Here is a 20,718-nt window from a genome sequence, read left to right as displayed (position 1 = left end):
CGGGAGGGGAAAGGATCGGCGTCATGGACAGCAGCTCGGAGCGAATGCGTCGGTGCGTCCTCGTCGGGGCCGGGGCCGGAGCCGTTGCTGGCAGCGTCGCCTACTTCGTCGCGCAAGGTGTGGGGTGGGCGGTCGGGCAGGTGTCGCCGTCTCCGGATGCCAACATCGGGCTCGGTCTCGGGATGATGGCGCTGACGCCTATTGTCGCTGGGCTGGCGGTGTGGCCTGCACTGAGGTGGCAGAGCGTGCCCGGCGCCGGTCTGTGCTCCGTGTGCGCGGTGATCTTTTTCTACGTGCTGTTGTTGCCCCTCACGATTCTGTCGTCGGCGTTGCCCGGAGGGCTGTTCGACCCTGCGCCGCCGTTCGGATTCATCGTGGCGGGGGCGGTCCCGATGGCGATCTCTACCGCGCTCTGTGTGGTACCCGGCCGCGCGATCGCGCTGCGGCGGCGTTCCGCGTCGGCTGCGTGAGCTCGGGGACGTGTGCTATCGGTAGCAACCGCTTCTGTTTGTGAGCAGTGCATGATTCTGCGGGGGCTGTTTAGTCTTCTTGTATGAACGACTGGGACCTCCGCAAGTTGCGGCTGCTGCGGACGCTCGACGAGCTCGGGACGGTGCGGGCGACGGCCGAGGCGTTGCGGATGACGCCGTCCGGGGTATCGCAGCAGCTGGCCATGCTTTCCCGCGAGCTCGGTGTGCCAATGCTCGAAGCCCACGGGCGTCGGGTGCGGCTGACGAGTGCCGCGCATGTTGTGCTGCGGCATGCGGATGCCCTGTTCGCGCAGGTCGAGCGCGCGCAGGCGGAGTTGGAGGAGCATCAGCGGGGAGAAGCCGGCGAGGTGCGTGTCGGGGCGTTCGCGACGGCGATCCCCGGATTGGTGATCCCGGCGGTGAAGCGGCTGCGGCGGACTCATCCGCGGCTGGCAGTGCGCGTCCGTGAGGCCGAGGCCGCTGAGGTGTACGACCTGCTCGCGAGCGGGGACATCGAGATCGCCCTTTCCCTGGCCGTCGACGCTCCCGCCACCGGGGATACGCGGTTCACGCGTTCGTCGCTGCTGGCTGACCCGTTGGATGTCGCTGTTCCCGTCGGTCATAGGCTGGCCGATTCACCGGGGCTGCGGCTGGCCGAACTCGCGGAGGAGGCCTGGATCTACGGCGACTCCGGCCCCTGGCGCGACATCACGCTGGCGGTCTGCGCCGATGCCGGTTTCGTCCCGGAGCGCGCGCACGTGGCGTCGAACTGGGCGGCGATCCTAGCGATGGTCGGCGCCGGGATGGGGGTCGCTCTGGTCCCTCGGCTCGCCGCTCCTGAGAGTGGCCCGGATGCCGCCATCCGGGTGCTGCACGCGGATCGGCCACGGCGCCATGTCGTGTCCGCGGTGCGGGCCGGGGCCGAGGACCGCCCGCACGTTGCGCGGGTTCTGCGTGCTCTAGAGCAGGCGGCGGCTCGGGAGTGAGGCCGAGGCGTGTCCCTCGTTCTGGCGGCGACGGGCCCGGTGACGGCCGTGCTCGGTCGGGACCCTGAGGCCAACACAGGTGTTCGTTTGTTCAGCGGTGGTGAACAGCGTGAGCGAAAACTTTTGCTGTACATGCTCGTTTGTCCGGTGCGACAGTGAGAGATGTCCAGGATTGCGGTGATGAGGCTCCTTGGAGGGGTTGATTTCTTTTGGTGGGTGTTGGCGAACCTCAGGCGCGGGATCCGCACGCGAACGACGCACAGCCGTACAGCGGCGGCGACCCTTACGCCGACTACCGGGGTGGGGACTTCTCCTTCACCGGCCTGGTCGATCTAGCCGACCGCCGCCTAGGCGGCTCCGTGATCGCGGCCAACGACGAGTTCTTCGCCCAACGGGAGAACCTGCTCCGACCCGAGCCCGCGCACTTCGACCCCGAGGCCTTCGGCCACAAGGGCAAAGTCATGGACGGCTGGGAGACGCGGCGCCGTCGGGGGACCGGCGCCGACGATCCGCACCCCGGTGCCGACGACCACGACTGGGCGCTCATCCGCCTCGGCGCGCCCGGGATCATCCGCGGCGTCATCGTCGACACCGCCCACTTCCGCGGCAACTACCCCCAGCAGGTCGCCATCGAGGCCGCCCACGTCGAGGGCGCCCCCACCCCCGAGCAGCTGCTCGCCGACGATGTCACCTGGGTCGAGATCGTGCCCCGCAGCCAGGTGCGCGGCCACGCCGCGAACGGCTTCACGGTCGACGCCGAGCGCCGCTTCACGCACCTGCGGCTCAGGCAGTTCCCCGACGGCGGCATCGCCCGGATTCGCGTGCACGGTGTGGTCGTCCCCGACCCGACCTGGCTCGCCGCGCTGGGCACTATCGATCTCGCAGCGCTGGAGAACGGCGGGGCGGTCGAGGACGCCTCGGACCGCTTCTACTCCTCCCCGGAGAACATGATCCTGCCGGACCGGTCGCGCAAGATGGACGACGGCTGGGAGAACCGGCGCCGCCGCGACCGCGGCAACGACTGGGTTAGGCTGCGCCTCGCTGAGCAGGGCGAGGTCCGCGCCATCGAGATCGACACCGCCTACTACAAGGGCAATGCCGCGGGGTGGGTGGCGATCTCCGGGTGCGACGCGGCGGTGTCCGATCCCGCCGACGCCCACGCATGGTTCCCGCTCCTCGCGCGCGTCCCGCTCCAGCCCGACACCGTGCACCGTTTCCACCTCGGCGAGCGGCGCGCCGTCACGCACGTCCGTCTGGACGTCTTCCCCGACGGCGGTATCGCCCGTCTCCGCCTGTACGGCTCGCTGACCACTCATGGTGAGAAAGCCCTGGTCGATCGGTGGAGCGCGTTGACCGCCGACGACTTCGCTTCCTAAAAGGCCGCGGTCTCCCCTGGCTAACGCCGCCTCTGTCTCCCGCCGCCTCTCCCACGCGCCCCTACCGGTCCGTCCGGCGGGTGAGGCGGCGGGTTTTTGCGTTCTGCTCCCCGTTAGTGGATTCACCTCGCGGGGATCTTGGCGCGGATGGTTACTCACGAGTAACCTGAGCGGTATGACAACCATGAGCGCCGAACAGGCGGAGCTGGTCAAGTCCGGATTCCTCGCGGCGGTGCCGTTCGCCCGGACCCTGGGCGTCGAGTTCATCGAGCTCGACATCGACCGCGCCGTCATGCGGCTTCCCGACAACGACAAGCACCACAACCACGTCGGCGGCCCGCACGCCGGTGCGATGTTCACGCTGGCCGAATCGGCCTCGGGCGCCATCGTGATCGGGGCCTTCGGCGACCAGCTGAACCGCGCCGTTCCGCTCGCCGTCAAGGCCGAGATCGGCTACCAGAAGCTCGCCATGGGCGACGTCATCGCCGACGCCCGGATCACCCGGACGCGCGAGGAGGTCATCGCCGAGCTCGACGCCGGCCAGCGGCCCGAGTTCGCCGTCGACATCGAGCTGCGCACCGAGGACGGGACCGTCACCGGTGCGATGACGGTCGTCTGGACGCTGAAGCCGAAGAAGTGACGTGAGTGGTGCCAGGTACGCGCAACGCGCCGCGGTAGCGGCGTGAGCCAAGGAGCGGCGTTCCCTCCCTCGCCCTTACGACCTGAGTCCCCTCCTCGCCACGCGGTACTCCCGCCCGGCCCGGCCGTCTCCTCGGCTGGGCCGACGTCTGTTCGTCCACCTGTTCGGTCGAAATGTCGCTACGCGTGGGTACGGTCACTCCCGACCGGGGCAAACCCCTGGTGGAGAGCAATGCAGCGGGAGGCCGTGTGAAATTCCGAGTAGACCGCGACGCGTTCGCCGAAGCCGTGGCGTGGACGGCCCGCGCCCTGCCCGCACGCCCGTCCATGCCGGTGCTCGCCGGCATGCGCCTGGAGCTGCCCAGCGGCTCCTCCACCCTGCGCCTGTCGTGCTTCGACTACGAGGTGTCCGCGCAGGCCGAGGTCGACGTCGACGCCGAGGAAGGCGGCGCCGTCCTGGTGTCCGGCCGACTGCTGGCCGAGATCGTCCGCAACCTCCCCGCCCAGCCGGTGAACATGGAGTGCGACGCCACGCGGGCGCTCGTCACCTGCGGCAGCGCCCGGTTCACCCTGCTCACCCTCCCGCTGGAGGACTACCCCACCCTCCCGGAGATGCCGAGCTCCACCGGCTCCGTCGCCGCCGACGTGTTCGCGACGGCGGCGCGCCAGGTGATACCGGCGGCGAGCCGCGACGACACACTGCCCATGCTCACCGGCGTCAACCTCGCCTTCTCCGGCGACTCGCTGATCCTCGCCGCCACCGACCGCTACCGCATCGCCGTCCGCGAGCTGTGGTGGCGCTCCAAACATCCCGACCTCGCCACCTCAGCGCTGGTGTCGGCGCGCACGCTGAACGACATCGCGCGCTCGCTGGTGCCGGGCTCCAACGTCGACATCGCGCTGTCCACGGTCGCCGCCGCCGGCGGCGGCGTCACGCTGTCGCCCGGCGAGGGCATGATCGGCTTCGAGAACAGCGGCCGCCGCACCACCACCCGGCTCATCGACAGCGAGTTCGTCAGGTACGAGTCCCGCTTCCCCACCGACTTCTCCGCGCGCGCCGAGGTCGCCACCGCCCCGCTCACCGAGGCGGTGAAGCGGGTGGCGCTGGTGGCCGACCGCAACACCCCGCTGCGCCTCTCCTTCACCGAGGACGAGGTCGTGCTGGAGGCGGGGTCCGGCGACGACGCCCAGGCGGTGGAAGCGCTGGGGGCCAAGTTCCACGGCGATCCGATGCGGGTGGCCTTCAGCCCCGGGTACTTCCTCGACGGCCTCGCGGGGGTGCAGAGCGAGACGGCGCACCTGCACTTCACCATGCCGACCAAGCCCGCGGTGATCTCCGATGTCCCCGCGGACGAGGGCGGTCGCCCCGAGTTCCGCTACCTGGTGATGCCGCTCCGGGTCTCGTGACCCCCGCGGACCCCGCTGGCCTCCGCCCGGTCCCGCCTCCCGATTCCGCCCGGGGCTAGTTGTTCTGTCCTGAGAGGTTGGTGACGCGGGAGGCGGGAGGGCCGTCGATCGCGGTGTGGAACCGGTGGTGATTGTAGTGATGCACCCACCCCGGGAGCGCCGCTCGCCGTTGGGCCTCGGATGTGTAGGCCCGGGCGTAGGCCCATTCGTCGGCCAGGGTGCGGTGGTACCGCTCGACCTTGCCGTTGGTCTGGGGCCGATACGGGCGGGTGCGCTTGTGCGTGATCCCGGCTCCGGCCAGGGCATCGCGCCACAGGCGCGAGGTGTAACAGGACCCGTTGTCGGTCAGCACCCGCTCAACGGTGATGCCCGCCGAGGCGAAGTAGGCGTGGGCCCGCTGGAAGAATCCCGCCGCGGTCTCCTTCTTCTCGTCGGCCGGGATCTCGGTGTAGGCGAGCCGGGAGTGGTCGTCGATGGCGGTGTGCAGGTAGCCGTAGCCCAGCATGGGGTGGGAGTTCCTGCGGGTCGTGGTGGTGGCGCGGGCGTTGCGCTTGCCTTGGGCGCGCCCGGTGGTGCGGTGGCCGCCACCGTCGGGGACGCGGCCGAGCTTCTTGACATCGACGTGGAGGAGTTCTCCGGGCCGGTCGCGCTCGTAGCGGCGCACCGCCCGCCCGGTGGCCCGGTCGGTGTGGGCCAGGCGGGGCATGCGGTAGCGGGTCAGGATGCGGTGGACGGTGGAGGCGTGCATGCCCAGGTGTCCGGCGATGCGGGCCGGGCCCCACCGGCGGGTGGTGCGGAGCTTGATGACGCGGCGTTCGCGGCGGGTGGGGGTGCGTCGGGGCGAGTGGTGCGGGCGGCTGGAGGCGTCGGCCATCCCGGCCGGTCCGTGTTGGCGGTAGCGGGCGGCCCAGCGTTGGGCGGTGGTGGGGCTGACCTGGAAGCGCTCGGCGGCCCGGCGCAGGGGCCAGTGGGCATCGACGACGCAGCGGGCCAGCGCGAGGCGGCCGGCGGGTGCGAGTTTGGCGTTGGTGTGGGTAGCGTGGGGCATTGAGGGCCTTACGGTGCTCGGGGCGGACGTCAGACATCCACACCGATACCGAAGGCCCTCCTTTTATGTCCAACTTGTCCCGGTATGTCACCAACCTCAGTGATCAGTACACCTAGTCCGGCCAGCCCTCGGTGCTGCGCGGGGTCTCGTCGTCCACCGGGCGCAGCTCGTAGTGGAGAGTGCGGTAACGCAGCAGCCGGTGCGAGATCGGCACCGCCCAGCGCTGCAGGAAGGGGTGGCGGCGACCGAGCATGCGCGCCGCGCGCTGGGCCTCGTCGCCCTCGAGGAGCCGAACGCCGCAGCGTACGGCCGCGCCGGTCGGCTGGCCGCGGAAGGTGCACGGCCGCAGGTCGGCCACGGGATGCGCCCGCAGCCGCTTGGCCTTGCCCGAGTCCTCCCACGTTCGGAAGAGCACACGGTCGTTGTCGACGACGATGCTCACGGGGGTGCTCACGCAGTGCATACCGTCGCGGCGGTAGGTCGTGAGCAGGGCCGTCTTGTAACCGTGGAACAGCTTGAGGAGGGTGGCTGCCGACATACTCGTCAACTCCCAGTCGGGGGGATACGGTGCGTTACCCTCACTGTTCCCCATTGGGTGATCTACGTCACCTTCCAACACTCGGTTATCACGAGTGCGTCCCGGACGTACGAGGCCACGGCCGTTGGCCGCAACCGGTCGCCTTGCGGGAACTCACCGAAAGAAGTCGTCTTCGAGAGGTTTATCCACAGCCAATTCGGGCCGCGTGAGGTTTTCCACGACTTATCCCCAGGTTGTCCACAGGGTTGTCCACAGATATGACGCCCGGTGTGGGCTCTGGAACGCCCACACCGGAGCGGAACAGGGGTCGGAGGCGGCAGACGACCGGCTAGTCGCCGTCGGTCAGCGCGGTTCCGCCGCCCTGCCCCACGCTGGTCTCCATGCCCAGCTGGGCGCTGCGCCCGCGAAGATAGCCCGCGCGGTATCCAGCACGATGGTGGGTGCGCTCCGGACGCGTGGGGCGCAGCTGCGGGAAGCGGCGCTGGAAGTCCTCCTGCACACGGTCGACATCGGTGCGCAGCACGACCTCGGCGCCGATGGCCGACGCCCCTTCGCCGGAGTCCGAGCCCGTGCCCGACTCCGACGCGGAATCCTCCCGCGGCTCCTCCTGCAACCGGGCGCGGAACTCGCGGATGCGCTCGGCCACCGCGTAGCCGTAGGCGCGGATGAACGACCGGTAGAACCGGCTGCGCTCCTTCGCCAGCGTCGACCGGTCATAGTTGCGCATCTCGCGCAGGTCGGCGATGTGGTTGCGCGCGGTGAACCGCGCGGACGCCTCCATCTGCATGGTGATCGACGGCAGCAGCACCCGCAGCGCGTCCAGCGCCGTGGCCGTGCCCACGATGATGAGGGTGCGATCGGTGTTGGCCGACGTGTTGCCGCGCACGGCCGACTGGCAGCCGTAGGCCGCGGCGATCCCGGCCAGCGCCTTGACCCGGGCCTTGCCGTGCCCGCCGACCCCGGAGACGGTGAAGTCGAAGCGGGTGACCTGCTCCAGTTCCTCGCCGCGCTCGGCACGCGCCTCGGCCTCGGCGATGGCGTGCCGGGTCATCAGCTCGGCGGCCTTGGCGGTGAAGGCCTGGCTCTCGGCATCGGTGACCGCGGGGTCCTCCGCCATACGGAGGAGGCCACGGACCCGCTCGATCATCTTGCGGCGGGCTTCGCTCTGTGCGTCGGAAGGCACCTGGCTCCTCTCTGCGACCGCCACCGAGACTACCGGCTCCGCTTGACCAGGTGAGGGCCGTTATCCACACACCTGGGGGCATCGGTGACGAGAGGTCCGCCCGTGCGTGGCCGGTACCGGCCGCCCCTGACACCCGACACGACCCCAGACCGGCGCGGATGGCGGAAACGCCGGTCCGGGCGTCGGTGCGGGCGCGTGTGTCGCCTGCCCCGAGCGGCGCGTCCGGGGGTCGGATTAGGGGCGTTGTCGGAGGCACATAGGGGTTGTCCGACCTGGTCTCGTGCGATTGATTGATACTTGGTCGCATCGGGGAGGGCCGCACGCGCCGTGCGCCCGCAGGTCTACGTCGGGTCGCGTTCTCGCCCCCGGTCCATCATCTCGTTACCGACCCAGCTTGGAGGTGGGACGCATGACGATTCGTGTGTGGAGCTATCTGGAGGAGTACGAGAAGGAACGGGACGACATCCACGAGGCAGTGGAAACCGTATTCCGTTCCGGGCAGCTGGTCCTCGGCGAGAACCTGCGCGGATTCGAGACGGCGTTCGCTGACTACCACGGCGTGGAGCACGCTGTTGGGTGTGACAACGGCACCAACGCTATCGTGCTCGGCCTGCGGGCCCTGGGCGTCGGCCCCGGCGACGAAGTGATCACCGTCTCGAACACCGCGGCGCCCACGGTCATCGCGATCGACCAGATCGGCGCCACCCCCGTTTTCGTCGACGTCCACGAGGAGAACTTCCTCATGGACGTCTCCCAGGTCGAGTCGGTCATCACCGAACGCACCAAGTGCATCCTGCCGGTCCACCTGTACGGCCAGTGCGTCGACATGACGCCGCTCCAGGCCATCGCGGACAAGCACGGGCTGCCCATCCTGGAGGACTGCGCCCAGTCCCACGGCGCGCGCCACAACGGTCGGCTGGCCGGTACGTTCGGCAAGGCCGCGGCGTTCTCCTTCTACCCGACCAAGGTGCTGGGCGCCTACGGCGACGGCGGCGCTACCATCACCAACGACGACGAGACCGCCGCCCGGCTACGCCGGGTGCGCTACTACGGCATGGAGGACGTCTACTACGTCGTCGAGACCCCCGGCCACAACAGCCGTCTCGACGATGTGCAGGCCGAGATCCTGCGCCGCAAGCTGGGCCGCCTGGACTCCTACGTGGAGGGGCGCCGCGCGGTCGGCCGCCGCTACGAAGAGGCGCTCACCGACACCGACCTGATCTTCCCCCGTGTCGAAGACGGCAACGATCACGTCTACTACGTTTACGTGGTGCGCCACCCCGAGCGCGACCGGATCACCGAGGGCCTGAAGGAGAAGGGGATCTCCCTCAACATCAGCTACCCGTGGCCGGTGCACACCATGACGGGGTTCGCCAAGCTCGGCTACAAAACCGGCTCGCTCCCGGTCACCGAGGCGCTCGCCAAGCAGATCTTCTCGCTGCCGATGTACCCGTCGCTGCCGCGCGACCGGCAGGACTACGTCATCGAGTCGCTGCGTGAGGTCCTGAAGAACCTGTGACCGACCCCTCTGAGTTCGGTCCGGCTCTCGATCCCAGGAGGAGCGCCGAAGTAAGGGCGCGTCCAGGAACACCCGATTCCTGGACGCGTCTTGCCGTTGCGCGCGTTCAAACGGTTGTTACGCGGCGTGGGTCCGAAGCTGAGTACCTCACGGGCAGCTGGGTCTCGGGCCAGGTCGACGACGTCAATCTCCAGCTCACCGTGCTGCCGCGCCTGGTCGGTGATCCATTCGGTTCGAGCTCCGTATCACCACACGTGCTTGGCTTCGCGCCTGTCTGGGGTGCCACGCCACGACAGGCAGGGCCGATCGTGCGGATCCGTCCCGGAGATGGAGGGCGCCCCACGCGACGACGCGGGGGCGCCCGGTCGGTTATGAGGGGGAGGTGGGGAGCCGGTTCACATGGTCGAGAAAAGCGCGTGGCGTGACCAGGTCCGGGATGGACTCATCCTCCACGCGGATCCCGTACTCCTGCTGAATGCGGGCAGCCGCCTCCAGAATCGCGATCGAGTCGTACTCGAGTTCATCGAACGTCGTGTCCAGGACCGTTTCGTCCCACTGAAACTTCTCGGATTCGCCCGCACACTCGCGCAGAATTCTTCCCAAGTCGTCGCTGGTGAGCTTCTGCATGGTTCTCTCCTTAGTTTTCTTCTGATCGGTACCGTCCGCTACGCGTCAGCGCGCACCACCATCGCCGAGTTGAAACCTCCGTAGCCCCGCGCCAGGATCAGTGCGGTCGTCAGCTCGTGTTCTCTCGGCCTCCCCAGTACAAGGTCGATATTGCACTCCGGCGAAAGTTCGGTGACGTTGGCTGTCGGGGGGATCACGTTGCTGTCGAGGGCGAGGAACGCGGTGGCGAGATCGAGCGCGGAGCCGCCGGAGTACAGGCGGCCGGTCATCGTCTTGGGAACAGTGACGGGAACCGGGCCGGAGGAGCGTGTGCCGAAGACGCGCTCTATCGCCGTCGCCTCGTCGCGATCACCGGTGGGGAGTCCCGCACCGTCCGCAAACACCACATCGATGTCGACGGGGGAGACATCGGCGTCGGCGAGCGCTGTCTCGATGGCCCGCCGCAGCCCTGGCTCCCGACCGGACCCGGGCCTGGGATCGAAGGTGGCACCGTATCCGGCGATCCGGCCGTAGACACGGCACCCCCGCTCCCGTGCGGACGCGGCGTCCTCAAGAATGAGGATTGCCCCGCCCTCCCCCGGCACGTAACCGCAAGCGTTCACGTCGAACGGCAGGTAGGCGCGGTGCGGATCCTCCTGTGTGCTGAGGCGGCCGTGGGACAGCTGCGCGACCCAGCCCCACGGGCACAGGGAAGCGTCGACACCACCGGTGACGAGGAGGCCGGTTCCGTGCCATATCTGGCGACGGGCCTGGGCCACCGCGTCGAGTCCGCCGGCCTGTTCGGTCACCACGACACCACCCGGCCCCTGGAGCCCGTGCCGGATGGATATCTGGCCGGTGTTGACCGCGTAGAACCAGGCGAACGACTGGTAGGCGCTGACGTATTCGGGACCTTTGCTCCAGAGTTTTTCCAGCTCGCCCTGACCGAACTCGAAGCCTCCGGCGGAGCTGGCGGTGACGGTTCCCTTCCCGAACTCCGGGCGCGACTCCAATTGCACATCGGCGTCGTTGAGGGCCCATTCGGCGGCTAGGAGCGCGAGGCGCGTCACGCGGTCCGTCTGCGGGATGAGCCGGTTCGGCAGGAGCCGCTCCACGTCGACGTTGGTGACCTCGCCCGCGAGCCGTACGGGATAGTCCGATGCGTCGAACCGGCTGATGGGTCCGATTCCGACGTCGCAGTTGAGTGTCGCCGACCAGAAGTCGTCCGCTCCCACCCCGTTCGGGGCGATGATTCCGATGCCGGTGACCACCGTCGCGCCCATCAGGACATCCGCCCGGCGTCGGTCAGCACCATCGCGCTCTGGAAGCCGCCGAACCCGCTGCCGACGCTCACCACCGCGTCAGTCCGCCAATCCCGGCTCTCCAGGGGAATGTAGTCGAGATCGCATTCCGGATCGTCCTCATGCAGGTTGGCCGTTGGCGGGACGGTGTTGTGCTGAATCGCGAGTACCGAGGCCGCGATCTCGATGGAGCCGATCGCTCCCAGTGAGTGGCCGACCATCGACTTGATCGAACTCACCGGTGTCCGGTAGGCATGCTCACCGAAGCTCCGCTTGAACGCGGCCGTCTCGTGCCGGTCGTTCTGCTTCGTCCCGGACCCGTGGGCGTTGATGTAGTCGATATCCGCCGGATCCAGACGAGCCTCGTCGAGGGCGGTCCCGATCGCTTCGGACATCTCTCTCCCGTCGGGCCGCAGACCGGTCATGTGGAAGGCGTTGCTCCGTGTCGCGAATCCCGCGACCTCGGCGTAGATGTGAGCGTGGCGGCGCCGCGCGTGCTCACGCTCCTCCAGCACGAACATGGCCGCGCCCTCTCCGAGGACGAACCCGTCCCTTCCTCGGTCGAACGGGCGTGAGGCATGCTCCGGGGCGTGGTTGCGGGGGGTAGTCGCCTTGATCGCGTCGAAGCATGCGACGGTGATCGGGGAAATGGGCGCGTCCGTGGCGCCCGCGATCATGATGTCCGCCGACCCCTCGCGGATCACGTCGCAGGCATGACCCACCGCGTCCAAGCCGGAGGTGCACCCGGTTGATATGACGGTCGCGGGTCCCTCCGCGCCCACGCGCCACGCCACCTCCCTCGCGATCGAGCCCGGGACGAGGTAGTCGAACAGGTGGGGAACGGCGTAGGCCGGGTCGACCAGCCAGCGCCGGCCGGCGTCGCTGACCACGGAGTACTCCCGCTCCAGGCTCATCGTGCAGCCGACGGCAGTCCCCACACTGGTCCCGGTCCGGTGGTGGAGTGCGGAGTCGATCTCCAGGCCGCTATCCGAGAGGCACTCGTCCGCGCACACGACGGCGAACTGTGCGGCGCGATCCATTCGGCGGATCTCCGGAGGGCTCAGACCCTGCTCCACCGGGTCGAAGTCGCATTCCGCGGCCACCTGCGATCTGTAGGGCGTGGGGTCGAAGAAGGAGATGGTGCGTGTGGCGGTCCGGCCGGCGCTGATGAGCTCCCAGAAGTTCTTTACTCCGATTCCACCTGGAACCACAGCTCCCATTCCGGTTATGACGACCCTGCGTTCTCGGTCCAAAGCCATAAGGGAATCCGTTCATTGTGACAGCTGGGCAGTGCAACACAATTAAGGAAGGTGTCCAGAGTGGAAGAAACCATGTCGCGCTCGAACGACGATTGAGTGATCCTGGAATCCACCGACCGCTGCGGAACTCTGCCTGATCACGGGGTAGGGTCAGCGGGTCACCACGCACCGTGAAACCGTTCGCCCAACTCCGGAACCCGATGCGGCCGTTTGTGGTCCCCTAATCCGGTCGGCCTGCATCGTGGACGTCGTTCCCCGTCCTCGAGGGGATTTCTAGGAGCGCCCGATGGCCGCTATGTCCAATACGGATATGCTGCTCGAATCCACCCCGCGGATCCCCTCCTCATCGTTGAGGATCTCTACATGAAGCCGTTTGATCTCGGCTGACGGATCCAGTCCGAGATCGCTGTTCAGCTTGTACCGAAGGCGCTGGTACACGTGCAGCGCCTCGCCTCTTCGGCCGGCCCGGGCCAGGGCGCACATGAGCTGACCGTAGAACCACTCATTGAGTGGGTGGTGCTCCGTTAGGCTGCGGAGTTCGGAGATCACCTCATGGTTCCGCCCCAGACGCATTTCGGCAGCGATCTTGAGCTGCAGTGTTTCGATTTTGAGCTCTTCCAGAAGAACCGCATGGCTGTGCAGACGGCGTCCACGGGTGACGTTCTCCATGAATTCTCCCTGCCACAGGGAGAGGGCGGAGGCGAACCTGTCCTGTGCATCCGCGTATCGTCCGTCGTCGAAGAGGGCACGGCCTTCTCGCGCGCTCTTTTCGAAGCCAGTCGCGTCGATTCGATCCAGCGGTATTCTTAGCTTATATCCGGGGGCGTGAGTGATGAGTATGTCTCCGATGTTCTCGTCGGGAAACTCTCGTTTGAACGCCTTTCTGAGCTGATATATATAGGTTTGCAGTGTTGTGGTGACACTGCGCGGTGGATCGTTCTTCCATAGCTCGTCGATTATGGCTTCGGTTCCGACGACGGTGTTGGCGTTCACCAGCAATAGCGCCAGCACCTGACGCATCTTGGACCCGCCGGGCGAGTAGCTGTTCTGCTCGCTGATAACTTCCAGCGTTCCGAGCGTCTGATATCTCATCTTTTCCATCCAGGGAAGCCTGTGGCCTAGGGGATTGTTCACCACTTCAATCATATTTGTGAAGACAGTCGAGGTGTCAATGTTCTCTATGTCCACACTTGGACGTGGGGATCGTTGGACAACCCCCTTCTCATGTGATAAAAAATCGCACCCTATGAATCAGTGATCACGGGCGCGCTGAGATATTTGATCTGTCTGCCGGCGGTCGCATGAATTGCGCATGCACTACGGGGGGCTTGTTCCGCCTATCGATGATTCTCGAGAACCGGATGTCCGAAATTTATCGGATTCGACATCGGGACGTGGGCGTCGGGCGCCGTATCGTCGAACCCTGGCTCAGGGCGGAGTTCCGATATCCCAAGCGTTCCCGGGGTGGTGTGCGCACGGCCCGAGCACCCCGTGGTCTCGGCGTGGAACGCCGAGACGGGAATTCGCTGCGGTGGTTACACCACTCCGGTGTTCCGTGGGGTACGCGTCCTCCCGCACCCCCGTGGCCTTAGCTGTGTCGCACTCCAGCCCCCTCTGCCCTGGTCGGGTGTGACCCGGAACCCCCGAACCCAACTAGCTTCGCATTGGAAATAACCTACCCATGGAACCTAATGTTTGCGACTTCGTCGTCGATGTCAAGAGGCTTGGGGCGTCCCGTACGGCGGCTCCACAGGCAAAGCCGCATGACCTCGGTCGATCGGCATTGGATGTCCGGTGCGCCGGGGAGAACCCATGGCGCATGCGGGGCATCGGTCGAGGGCATGCGCCATCCCCGTGAGAGGCGCTCACCGAGGAAGGGCGGGGTCACCCCGCGGTCATCGTCGACAGCCGCGTCCTCGACTCATTCTCGAGCAGCCGCAGAAGATAGTCTCCGTACCCGCTCTTGCGCAGCGGTTCGGCCAGCTTCCGAAGTCGATCGTCGTCGATGAACCCCTGCCGCCAGGCGACCTCCTCGACGCAGCCGATCTTCATGCCCTGTCGCTCTTCGACTACGCGGACGAACTCCGCTGCTTGCACCAGGGACGAGAACGTTCCGGTGTCGAGCCAGGCGCTTCCGCGTTCCAGGACGGTGACTTCCAGCAGCCCCTCGCGCAGGTAGGCCGCGTTGACGTCGGAGACCTCCAGCTCTCCCCGCTCACTTGGGCGTAGACCATGGGCGATTTCTACGACCCGCGCGTCATAAAAGTACAGTCCGGGAACCGCATAGTTCGATTTCGGCTGGGCGGGCTTTTCCTCGACGGAAAGGACGCGGTGCTCGCTGTCGAGCTCGACGACTCCGTATTCCGTGGGGTTGGCGACCGTATAGGCGAAGATACGCCCGCCTTTCCAGGCGGTGTGCGTGCGCAGCTGCTGGCCGAGGCCGGAGCCGAAGAAGATGTTGTCGCCCAGGATGAGGGCGACCGGATCCCGGCCGATGAACTTCTCGCCCAGGATGAACGCGTGGGCGATGCCTTCGGGGCGGTCCTGGGAGACGTATTCCAGGGAGATGCCCAGGTGTGCGCCGTCGCCCAGCAGTTGCCGGAACCGTTCCTGCTCATCCGCGGCCGTGATTATGAGGATTTCCCTGATGCCGGCCATCATCAGGGTGGAAAGCGGGTAGTAGATCATCGGCTTGTCGAATACCGGCATCAACTGCTTGGAGGTTGCGCGTGTTATCGGCCACAAGCGCGACCCTGTGCCGCCGGCAAGAATGATTCCGCGCATGAGGTCCCCCTGTGATGGTAGATGGCGGAGTCGCCGGATGCCCTGACAGTGCGGTGTCCGCGCCGTGGCCGTGGGAGGTTCATCGTCGATGGCCGGTGGCGCGGGAGGTGGATGTGGAATGTGGTCGCACTGTGGTAAAGGCCGTTCAGCGGTCCACTCTGTGTCCCCGTTCTCGGACGTACTCAGCGTACGTCGCTCGCTCTGCTCAACCAAGTTCCCTGTGACGAGGCTCGCCCGTGGATTCTTCCCGCTGAATCAGTCAAATTTCATTGCTCCTACGAAATTATCGGTTTCCACGCTATAAGAACTGCTATGCTAACAAGACGTGTTGTTGTCTACCAGGCCGCTGGCCTGGCGGTCTAGTCATGTTCGAGCGTATCTTGAGCGACGACCACGATTATTAAGAGAAATGAATTCCGTCGATAACGCCGGATCCCGACCCGCCGACGTGTTCCGGGGAGTCGGCACTGTTCCGCCATGAGGGGGTGGGTGGGGGCGCCGGTATCGGTGACGAATTCGGCGTGGAGCATCGTCTGGCGATCTTCGAATCGGTGATACTTGGTGTCATGCGGTTCGGGATCCTGGGCACGACCGAGGTGTGGGGTGGCGACGGAACCCCGGTCGCCACGGGTGGGGTTCGGCGGCGGGCGGTGTTAATCGTGCTGGCGTTGGAGGCCGGCCGCGTGGTCAGTACGGAACGCCTGATCGATGATGTCTACGGGGAGGCGCCCCCAGTAGGGGCCGCGAACGCCCTCCAGTCCCAGATCTCCCGACTGCGCGGCGCACTGCGCACCGCCGACGGCGGCGACCTTGTGGAGTCCCACCCGGGCGGGTACCGACTCGCGGTTGATCCTCTCGACGTCGACGCCTACCGGTTCGAATGGCTCGCCGCTGCGGGCCAGGACGCCTTGGTGACGGGTGACCATGCGCGTGCCTCTGCTCTGTTGGGCGAAGCTCTGTCCCTTTGGCGGGGGCCCGCCCTAGCCGATGTCGCCACCGCCCCCTTCGCCGCGGCTCCAGCCCACCGCCTGTCGGAACTGCGGTTGAGCGCAGTCGAGAACAGGATTGAGGCGCGGCTGGCGTGCGGAGCCAGTGCGGCGCTGGTGAGTGAGCTCGAGGAGCTCGTCGCGGCCTACCCGTTGCGCGAGCGGCTGCGCGGCCAGCTGATGCGTGCACTGCAGGCTGCGGGGCGCCAAGCCGAAGCACTGGTCGTGTTCGAGGAAGTCCGCACGCTGTTAGCGGAGGAGTTGGGTGTCGGTCCGTCCTCGGAGCTGTCCCGGATCCACCTGGCGATCCTGCGGGGCGAGCCCACCGAGGTAACCGAGGGCCCCGCCGGGCTCGATGAGTTGCCCCGCGCCGCGACCCTCGGCATGGCGGCGCCGCGCGACGTCGCTGCGTCCGGTGCGCGGCCGCCCCTCATGCAGACCATTCCCGCCCAACTCACCAGCTTCGTCGGGGCGGAGAGACAGCTGGCGGAGATCAGCGCCCTGCTCGGTGAGGCGCGCCTGGTCACGCTCACCGGTCCGGGCGGGGTCGGCAAGACCCGGCTCGCGGTCGAGGCGGCCCGGCGCGACGACAGCGAGGTCTGCTTCGTCGAGCTGTCCCTGATCGACGCGGGAAGCGACGTGCCCCAGGCGGTGCTGACGGCGTTGGGCCTGCGCGACTCCGGCCTGGTCGGATCGCTGGCACCAGACCGTCAGCCTCCCCCGGCCGATCCCACCGCGCGGCTGGCCGCGGCCCTGATGGAGCGCTCGCTTCTGCTCGTTCTCGACAACTGCGAACACGTCCTGGAGGATGCCGCACGGCTCGCGGGGCGGCTGCTCAGCGACTGCCCCGGCCTGCGGATTCTCGCCACCAGCCAGGAGACGCTGGGGATCACGGGGGAGACCCTATGGCCGGTGTCGCCGCTTCCCCTGCCCCCGGTCGGCTGCTGTCCCCAGGAGGCGCTCAACTTTTCCGCGGTGCGTCTGTTCGCCGACCGCGCGGCCGCGGCTCGGCCCGGGTTCGCCGTGACCGCCGACAACGTTGGGGAGATCGTCGCCGTCTGCCGTGCGCTCGACGGCCTGCCACTCGCGATCGAGCTCGCCGCCGCTCGTCTGCGTGCCCTGCCTCTGGCCGAGATCGCCGGTCGGCTGGACGACCGCTTCGCCCTGCTGGCGCGCGGCAACCGCATGGCCCAGCCCAAGCACCAGACGCTGCGCGCGGTTGTGGCGTGGAGCTGGAGCCTGTTGGACGAGACCGAGCAGCGGCTTGCCCGACGCTTCACCGTCTTCACCGGCGGCGCCACCCTCGCGGCCGTCCGCGCGGTGTGCGGAGACAGCGACGAAGTCGCGGACGCGCTCTCGGGCCTGGTGGAGAAGTCCCTCGTCGAAGCGTTGGACGGCGGGCGGCGCTACCGGATGCTGGCGACGATCCGGGCGTACGGCGACGAGCACCTCGCCGAGGCCGGTGAGCAGGAGGGCGTCCAACGCGCACACGCCGCCTACTTCCTCGACCTCGCCCAGGCCGCCGATCCGCATCTCCGCAATGCATCGCAGCTGGAATGGCTGCCGCTCCTGTCCGCCGAGCACGACAACCTGCACGCCGCCCTGCGCTGGGCCGTGGAGCACGACACCACCATGGCGCTGCGGCTGCTGGCCGCCCTATCCGTGTACTGGTGGTTGCGCGGACGGCACAACGAGGGGGCTTCCCTTGCCGGTGCGCTGCTGCGGCGGATCGGCTTCCAAGCGCCGGAGGAGCTGGTGGAGGAGTACGTGCTGTGCGTGGTCAACGCGATGTCGGACGTGTCCGGCGTCGGGCGGCCTGAACCGTATCTGGACCGGGCCGAGGAGATTGTGGCGGGGCTCGACGCCCCACTGCGCTGGCCGCTGCTCGCGATGCTCTGGCCCACGACCGCCGGACAGGCCGGACGCGGATCCGCCGGTATCCGGCCGTTCCTGGACCGCTGCCAGGCGAGCGCGGATCCATGGGTTCGCGCCGTGGCTCAGCTCGTGCTCGGCTACCTGCAGTTCTACCAGGGGGATCCGGGGCGGGCCGGGTCCGCGTTCACCAGTGGGCTCGCCGCCTTCCAGTCGCTGGGCGACCACTGGGGATCGGTCCAGGCCCTGGCGGGGCTGAGCGCGATCGCGGCCTGGCAGGGCGACCTGACACGCACGCTCACGCTCACGGACGAAGCCCTCGTCCTCACCGAGCAGCTCGGCGCCGCCGAGGACGGCGCGGATCTGGTGCGCCTGCGCGCCGAAGGACTGCTGCGCGGGGGTGACCTCGACGGGGCGCGCGCCTCCTTCGAACGGGCCACCGAGATCGCGCGGCAGAACTCGGCGCGAGAGGTCCTGGTCTCGGCCCAGTGCGGTCTGGGGACGGTGGCCCGGCTGAGGGGGGACCACGCGGAGGCGCGGCGGTGCGGTGAGGCGTCGGTCGCGGGAATCGCCGACGGAGCGGCCGGGGGCGGGGCCGTCCGGATGCAGGCGGCTCTGATCGAACTGGGGCGCCTGGCTGAGGCTGAGGGAGACACCGACCAGGCCCGCGCGTGCTATCGCCGGGCCCTCGTCGGGGACATGTCGTCCTGGCATCTGCCCCAGGTGACGCTCGCCGCCGAGGCGCTGGCGGACGTCGCGCTGCTGGACGGTGACGCGGAGCATGCCGCCCTGCTGTTGGGGGCGAGTGCCGCGGTTCGGGGCGGACGGGATGTCGGGTGCGGGGACGTGGCGCGGGTGGCCAATGCCGCGCGCGCGATGATCGGCGCGGAGGTCTTTAGCGCGGCCTACGTTCGGGGGAGCCGTCTGTCGCGTGAGGAGGTGTTCACCGAGCTCGGCGCGGCGATCGCGGATCTCGGTGGATGAGCGGTCAGACGACGGTGCGTGCGCGGTCAGGTCGCGGTGCTGGCGTGGTCAGGGTCGCGCCGGACCCTGGTGGCCATGAAGTCCACGAACCAGTCGACACAATACGCGCCTCTGGCGGGACGCAGGGAGTGGGCCGGTCTCGCCGTCCTGATGCTCCCGGTACTGCTCATCGCGATGAGCGTGACCATTCTCAACTTCGCCCTGCCGCGCCTCAGCGCGGAGCTGGAACCGAGCAGTGCCCAGCTGTTGTGGATCATGGACATCTACACGTTCCTGCTGGCCGGTCTGCTCGTCACGATGGGGACGCTCGGTGACCGGATCGGTCGTCGGCGGCTCCTGATGCTGGGGGCGGTCGCCTTCGGCATCGCGTCGCTCGCCTCGGCGTTCGCCACCAGTCCTGAGATGCTCATCGCCTCCCGTGCGCTGCTCGGAATCGGCGGTGCCACACTGATGCCGGCCACGCTGGCCCTGATCCGCAACATGTTCGTCGTGCCACGGCAGCGTCAGCTGGCCATCGGGCTGTGGACGGCGGGGTTCATCGCCGGAACAGCGGTCGGCCCGTTGGCGGGCGGCATCCTGCTGGAGTTCTTCTGGTGGGGTTCGGTGTTCCTCGTCAACGTGCCCATCATGCTATTGCTTCTCGTCGCGGGGCCGATCCTGCTGCCGGAGTACCGGGATCCCAACGCGGGCCGGTTCGACCTGGTCAGCGCGGCACTCTCGCTGGCCGCGGTGCTCCCGGTGATCTATGGGGTGAAGAAGCTCTCCGAGGACGGCTTTGGATGGTCGCCGGTGGTGGCCATCGTGGTCGGCCTGGCGATTGGGGGCTGGGTCGTGCTGCGGCAGCTCCGGCTTCCCGACCCGCTGATCGACGTGCGGCTCTTCCGCAGCTCCGCCTTTAGCGCGTCCCTGATCACGGTGATGCTTGGGGTTTTCGCGCTGGTCGGGTTCATGCTCTTCGTGTCGCAGTACCTGCAGCTGGTGCTCGGGCTGCGGCCCATCATGGCCGGGGTGTGGATGCTGCCGATGGTGACCATGTCCGCGGTGGGCTCGGTCCTGTCGGTCGTGCTCGCGGGACGCATTCGCCCCGCGTACGTCGTCGGCGGCGCGCTGCTGATCGGTGCCGCCGGTATGACGCTGCTGACCAGGATCGGGCCGGACACGCCGATCGCGCTTCTGCTCGTCGGGGTGGGCATGGTCGGCGCCGGAATGGGGTCGATCGCCGCGCTGTGCACTGACCTCGTGGTGGCGAGTGCCCCGTCGGAGCGGGCCGGAGCCGCCTCCTCGCTGTCGGAGACCGCCGGGGAACTGGGCGGCGCGCTCGGAATCGCGATCATGGGCAGCATCGGCATGGCCATCTACCGGGCCGACATGATGGCGGGCGCACCTGCCGACGTGCCCGACGAGGTCGTCGACGCCGCCCACGAGACCCTGCCCGGGGCTGTGGCCGTGGCGGAGCGACTCCCGGAGGCGTTGGCGACGCCACTTCTCGACGTCGCCTTCCAGGCGTTCACCGACGGGATGCGGATGGCCGCGGGCAGCGCGGCGGTGATCCTTGCCGCCGCCGCGGTCATGGTGCTGTTCACGCTCCGCCATGTCCCGGTGGGCGGGGTCTCCGGCCACGGGCCGGGGGACGACACGGAGTCGGCGGGCGAAGGCTCGGATGACACCGCGATCGAGGCCGTCGGCGACGGCGATTCGGCTCCGCCGACGGCGCCTGACACCGCGAGTCGGCCCTAGCGCCCTGGTGGGGCGGTTCGAAC

The 20,718-nt window shown here is 68.1% G+C and carries 16 protein-coding genes; 8 read left to right on the top strand and 8 right to left on the bottom strand.

The features are described from left to right. The first annotated feature begins 23 nt into the window (after positions 1-23). The 5 genes from ABD259_RS20505 (at position 24) to dnaN (ending at position 4,878) form a co-directional block, all read left to right on the top strand. The gene (locus ABD259_RS20505) at positions 24-470 is read left to right on the top strand and encodes a hypothetical protein (protein ID WP_344164596.1); all 447 of its coding nucleotides are present in this window, start codon (positions 24-26) and stop codon (positions 468-470) included. An 83-nt stretch (positions 471-553) separates the two neighbouring features. Beyond that, on the top strand, positions 554-1,456 hold the full coding sequence (locus ABD259_RS20500) for a LysR family transcriptional regulator (RefSeq protein WP_344164593.1): 903 nt from the start codon (positions 554-556) through the stop codon (positions 1,454-1,456). Positions 1,457-1,668: 212 nt separating this feature from the next. Beyond that, complete coding sequence (gene alc / locus ABD259_RS20495; RefSeq protein ID WP_344164590.1) at positions 1,669-2,832, top strand: allantoicase; 1,164 nt, start codon at positions 1,669-1,671, stop codon at positions 2,830-2,832. A gap of 175 nt (positions 2,833-3,007) precedes the next feature. Beyond that, entirely contained in the window at positions 3,008-3,472 is a 465-nt protein-coding gene (locus tag ABD259_RS20490; protein WP_344108489.1) for a DUF4442 domain-containing protein, read from the top strand. Between the two features lie 248 nt (positions 3,473-3,720). Then, positions 3,721-4,878, top strand: a complete 1,158-nt coding sequence (gene dnaN, locus ABD259_RS20485) for a DNA polymerase III subunit beta (RefSeq protein ID WP_344108492.1) — start codon at positions 3,721-3,723, stop codon at positions 4,876-4,878. Between the two features lie 55 nt (positions 4,879-4,933). Here the strand turns inward: dnaN and ABD259_RS20480 are convergent, their stop codons facing one another. The 3 genes from ABD259_RS20480 to ABD259_RS20470 all read right to left on the bottom strand — a co-directional run bounded on the left by ABD259_RS20480 (position 4,934) and on the right by ABD259_RS20470 (position 7,611). Continuing rightward, complete coding sequence (locus ABD259_RS20480; RefSeq protein ID WP_344108494.1) at positions 4,934-5,926, bottom strand: IS481 family transposase; 993 nt, start codon at positions 5,924-5,926, stop codon at positions 4,934-4,936. A gap of 112 nt (positions 5,927-6,038) precedes the next feature. Next, a complete protein-coding gene (locus ABD259_RS20475) occupies positions 6,039-6,464 on the bottom strand; it encodes a PPOX class F420-dependent oxidoreductase (RefSeq protein WP_344108496.1) in 426 nt (141 codons plus the stop codon). Positions 6,465-6,792: 328 nt separating this feature from the next. Further along, positions 6,793-7,611: a DUF2786 domain-containing protein gene (locus ABD259_RS20470; protein WP_344108552.1), complete on the bottom strand. Its 819-nt coding sequence runs from the start codon at positions 7,609-7,611 to the stop codon at positions 6,793-6,795. A gap of 445 nt (positions 7,612-8,056) precedes the next feature. On the opposite strand from ABD259_RS20470, the gene ABD259_RS20465 reads away from it, so the two are divergent. Then, complete coding sequence (locus tag ABD259_RS20465) at positions 8,057-9,166, top strand: DegT/DnrJ/EryC1/StrS family aminotransferase (RefSeq protein WP_344108498.1); 1,110 nt, start codon at positions 8,057-8,059, stop codon at positions 9,164-9,166. Positions 9,167-9,535: 369 nt separating this feature from the next. Here the strand turns inward: ABD259_RS20465 and ABD259_RS20460 are convergent, their stop codons facing one another. From ABD259_RS20460 to rfbA, 5 genes are all read right to left on the bottom strand, one after another. After that, entirely contained in the window at positions 9,536-9,793 is a 258-nt protein-coding gene (locus ABD259_RS20460; protein ID WP_344108500.1) for an acyl carrier protein, read from the bottom strand. Positions 9,794-9,831: 38 nt separating this feature from the next. Further along, complete coding sequence (locus ABD259_RS20455; protein ID WP_344108502.1) at positions 9,832-11,055, bottom strand: ketosynthase chain-length factor; 1,224 nt, start codon at positions 11,053-11,055, stop codon at positions 9,832-9,834. After that, on the bottom strand, positions 11,055-12,332 hold the full coding sequence (locus ABD259_RS20450; protein WP_344108504.1) for a beta-ketoacyl-[acyl-carrier-protein] synthase family protein: 1,278 nt from the start codon (positions 12,330-12,332) through the stop codon (positions 11,055-11,057). Before ABD259_RS20450 ends, ABD259_RS20455 begins: the two co-directional genes overlap by 1 nt. A gap of 273 nt (positions 12,333-12,605) precedes the next feature. Next, a complete protein-coding gene (locus ABD259_RS20445; RefSeq protein WP_344108506.1) occupies positions 12,606-13,520 on the bottom strand; it encodes an AfsR/SARP family transcriptional regulator in 915 nt (304 codons plus the stop codon). Between the two features lie 696 nt (positions 13,521-14,216). Next, the gene (gene rfbA, locus ABD259_RS20440; RefSeq protein ID WP_344108508.1) at positions 14,217-15,116 is read right to left on the bottom strand and encodes a glucose-1-phosphate thymidylyltransferase RfbA; all 900 of its coding nucleotides are present in this window, start codon (positions 15,114-15,116) and stop codon (positions 14,217-14,219) included. 566 nt (positions 15,117-15,682) lie between these two features. Here rfbA and ABD259_RS20435 point away from each other — a divergent pair. Both ABD259_RS20435 and ABD259_RS20430 read left to right on the top strand, forming a co-directional pair. Then, positions 15,683-18,958 (top strand): AfsR/SARP family transcriptional regulator, encoded by a 3,276-nt coding sequence (locus ABD259_RS20435; RefSeq protein WP_344108510.1) that lies wholly within the window; start codon positions 15,683-15,685, stop codon positions 18,956-18,958. A gap of 75 nt (positions 18,959-19,033) precedes the next feature. After that, on the top strand, positions 19,034-20,695 hold the full coding sequence (locus ABD259_RS20430) for an MFS transporter (RefSeq protein WP_344108512.1): 1,662 nt from the start codon (positions 19,034-19,036) through the stop codon (positions 20,693-20,695). The last annotated feature ends 23 nt before the right edge of the window (positions 20,696-20,718 follow it).

This window comes from Nocardiopsis rhodophaea (genome assembly GCF_039530945.1).
Classification (GTDB): Bacteria; Actinomycetota; Actinomycetes; order Streptosporangiales; family Streptosporangiaceae; genus Nocardiopsis_C; species Nocardiopsis_C rhodophaea.
The sequence above is the reverse complement of the archived record's forward strand: the minus strand, read 5'-3'. Positions and strand labels throughout refer to the sequence as shown.

What these genes read in the sequence shown, in the direction of transcription:
- ABD259_RS20465 (WP_344108498.1), top strand. Translation starts at nt 8,057, where the DNA reads ATGACGATTCGTGTGTGGAGCTATCTGGAGGAGTACGAGAAGGAACGG.
- ABD259_RS20470 (WP_344108552.1), bottom strand. Translation starts at nt 7,611, where the DNA reads ATGATCGAGCGGGTCCGTGGCCTCCTCCGTATGGCGGAGGACCCCGCG.
- rfbA (WP_344108508.1), bottom strand. Translation starts at nt 15,116, where the DNA reads ATGCGCGGAATCATTCTTGCCGGCGGCACAGGGTCGCGCTTGTGGCCG.
- ABD259_RS20435 (WP_344108510.1), top strand. Translation starts at nt 15,683, where the DNA reads ATGCGGTTCGGGATCCTGGGCACGACCGAGGTGTGGGGTGGCGACGGA.
- ABD259_RS20505 (WP_344164596.1), top strand. Translation starts at nt 24, where the DNA reads ATGGACAGCAGCTCGGAGCGAATGCGTCGGTGCGTCCTCGTCGGGGCC.
- ABD259_RS20455 (WP_344108502.1), bottom strand. Translation starts at nt 11,055, where the DNA reads ATGGGCGCGACGGTGGTCACCGGCATCGGAATCATCGCCCCGAACGGG.
- ABD259_RS20490 (WP_344108489.1), top strand. Translation starts at nt 3,008, where the DNA reads ATGACAACCATGAGCGCCGAACAGGCGGAGCTGGTCAAGTCCGGATTC.
- ABD259_RS20430 (WP_344108512.1), top strand. Translation starts at nt 19,034, where the DNA reads ATGAAGTCCACGAACCAGTCGACACAATACGCGCCTCTGGCGGGACGC.
- ABD259_RS20480 (WP_344108494.1), bottom strand. Translation starts at nt 5,926, where the DNA reads ATGCCCCACGCTACCCACACCAACGCCAAACTCGCACCCGCCGGCCGC.
- ABD259_RS20500 (WP_344164593.1), top strand. Translation starts at nt 554, where the DNA reads ATGAACGACTGGGACCTCCGCAAGTTGCGGCTGCTGCGGACGCTCGAC.
- ABD259_RS20450 (WP_344108504.1), bottom strand. Translation starts at nt 12,332, where the DNA reads ATGGCTTTGGACCGAGAACGCAGGGTCGTCATAACCGGAATGGGAGCT.
- ABD259_RS20460 (WP_344108500.1), bottom strand. Translation starts at nt 9,793, where the DNA reads ATGCAGAAGCTCACCAGCGACGACTTGGGAAGAATTCTGCGCGAGTGT.
- ABD259_RS20475 (WP_344108496.1), bottom strand. Translation starts at nt 6,464, where the DNA reads ATGTCGGCAGCCACCCTCCTCAAGCTGTTCCACGGTTACAAGACGGCC.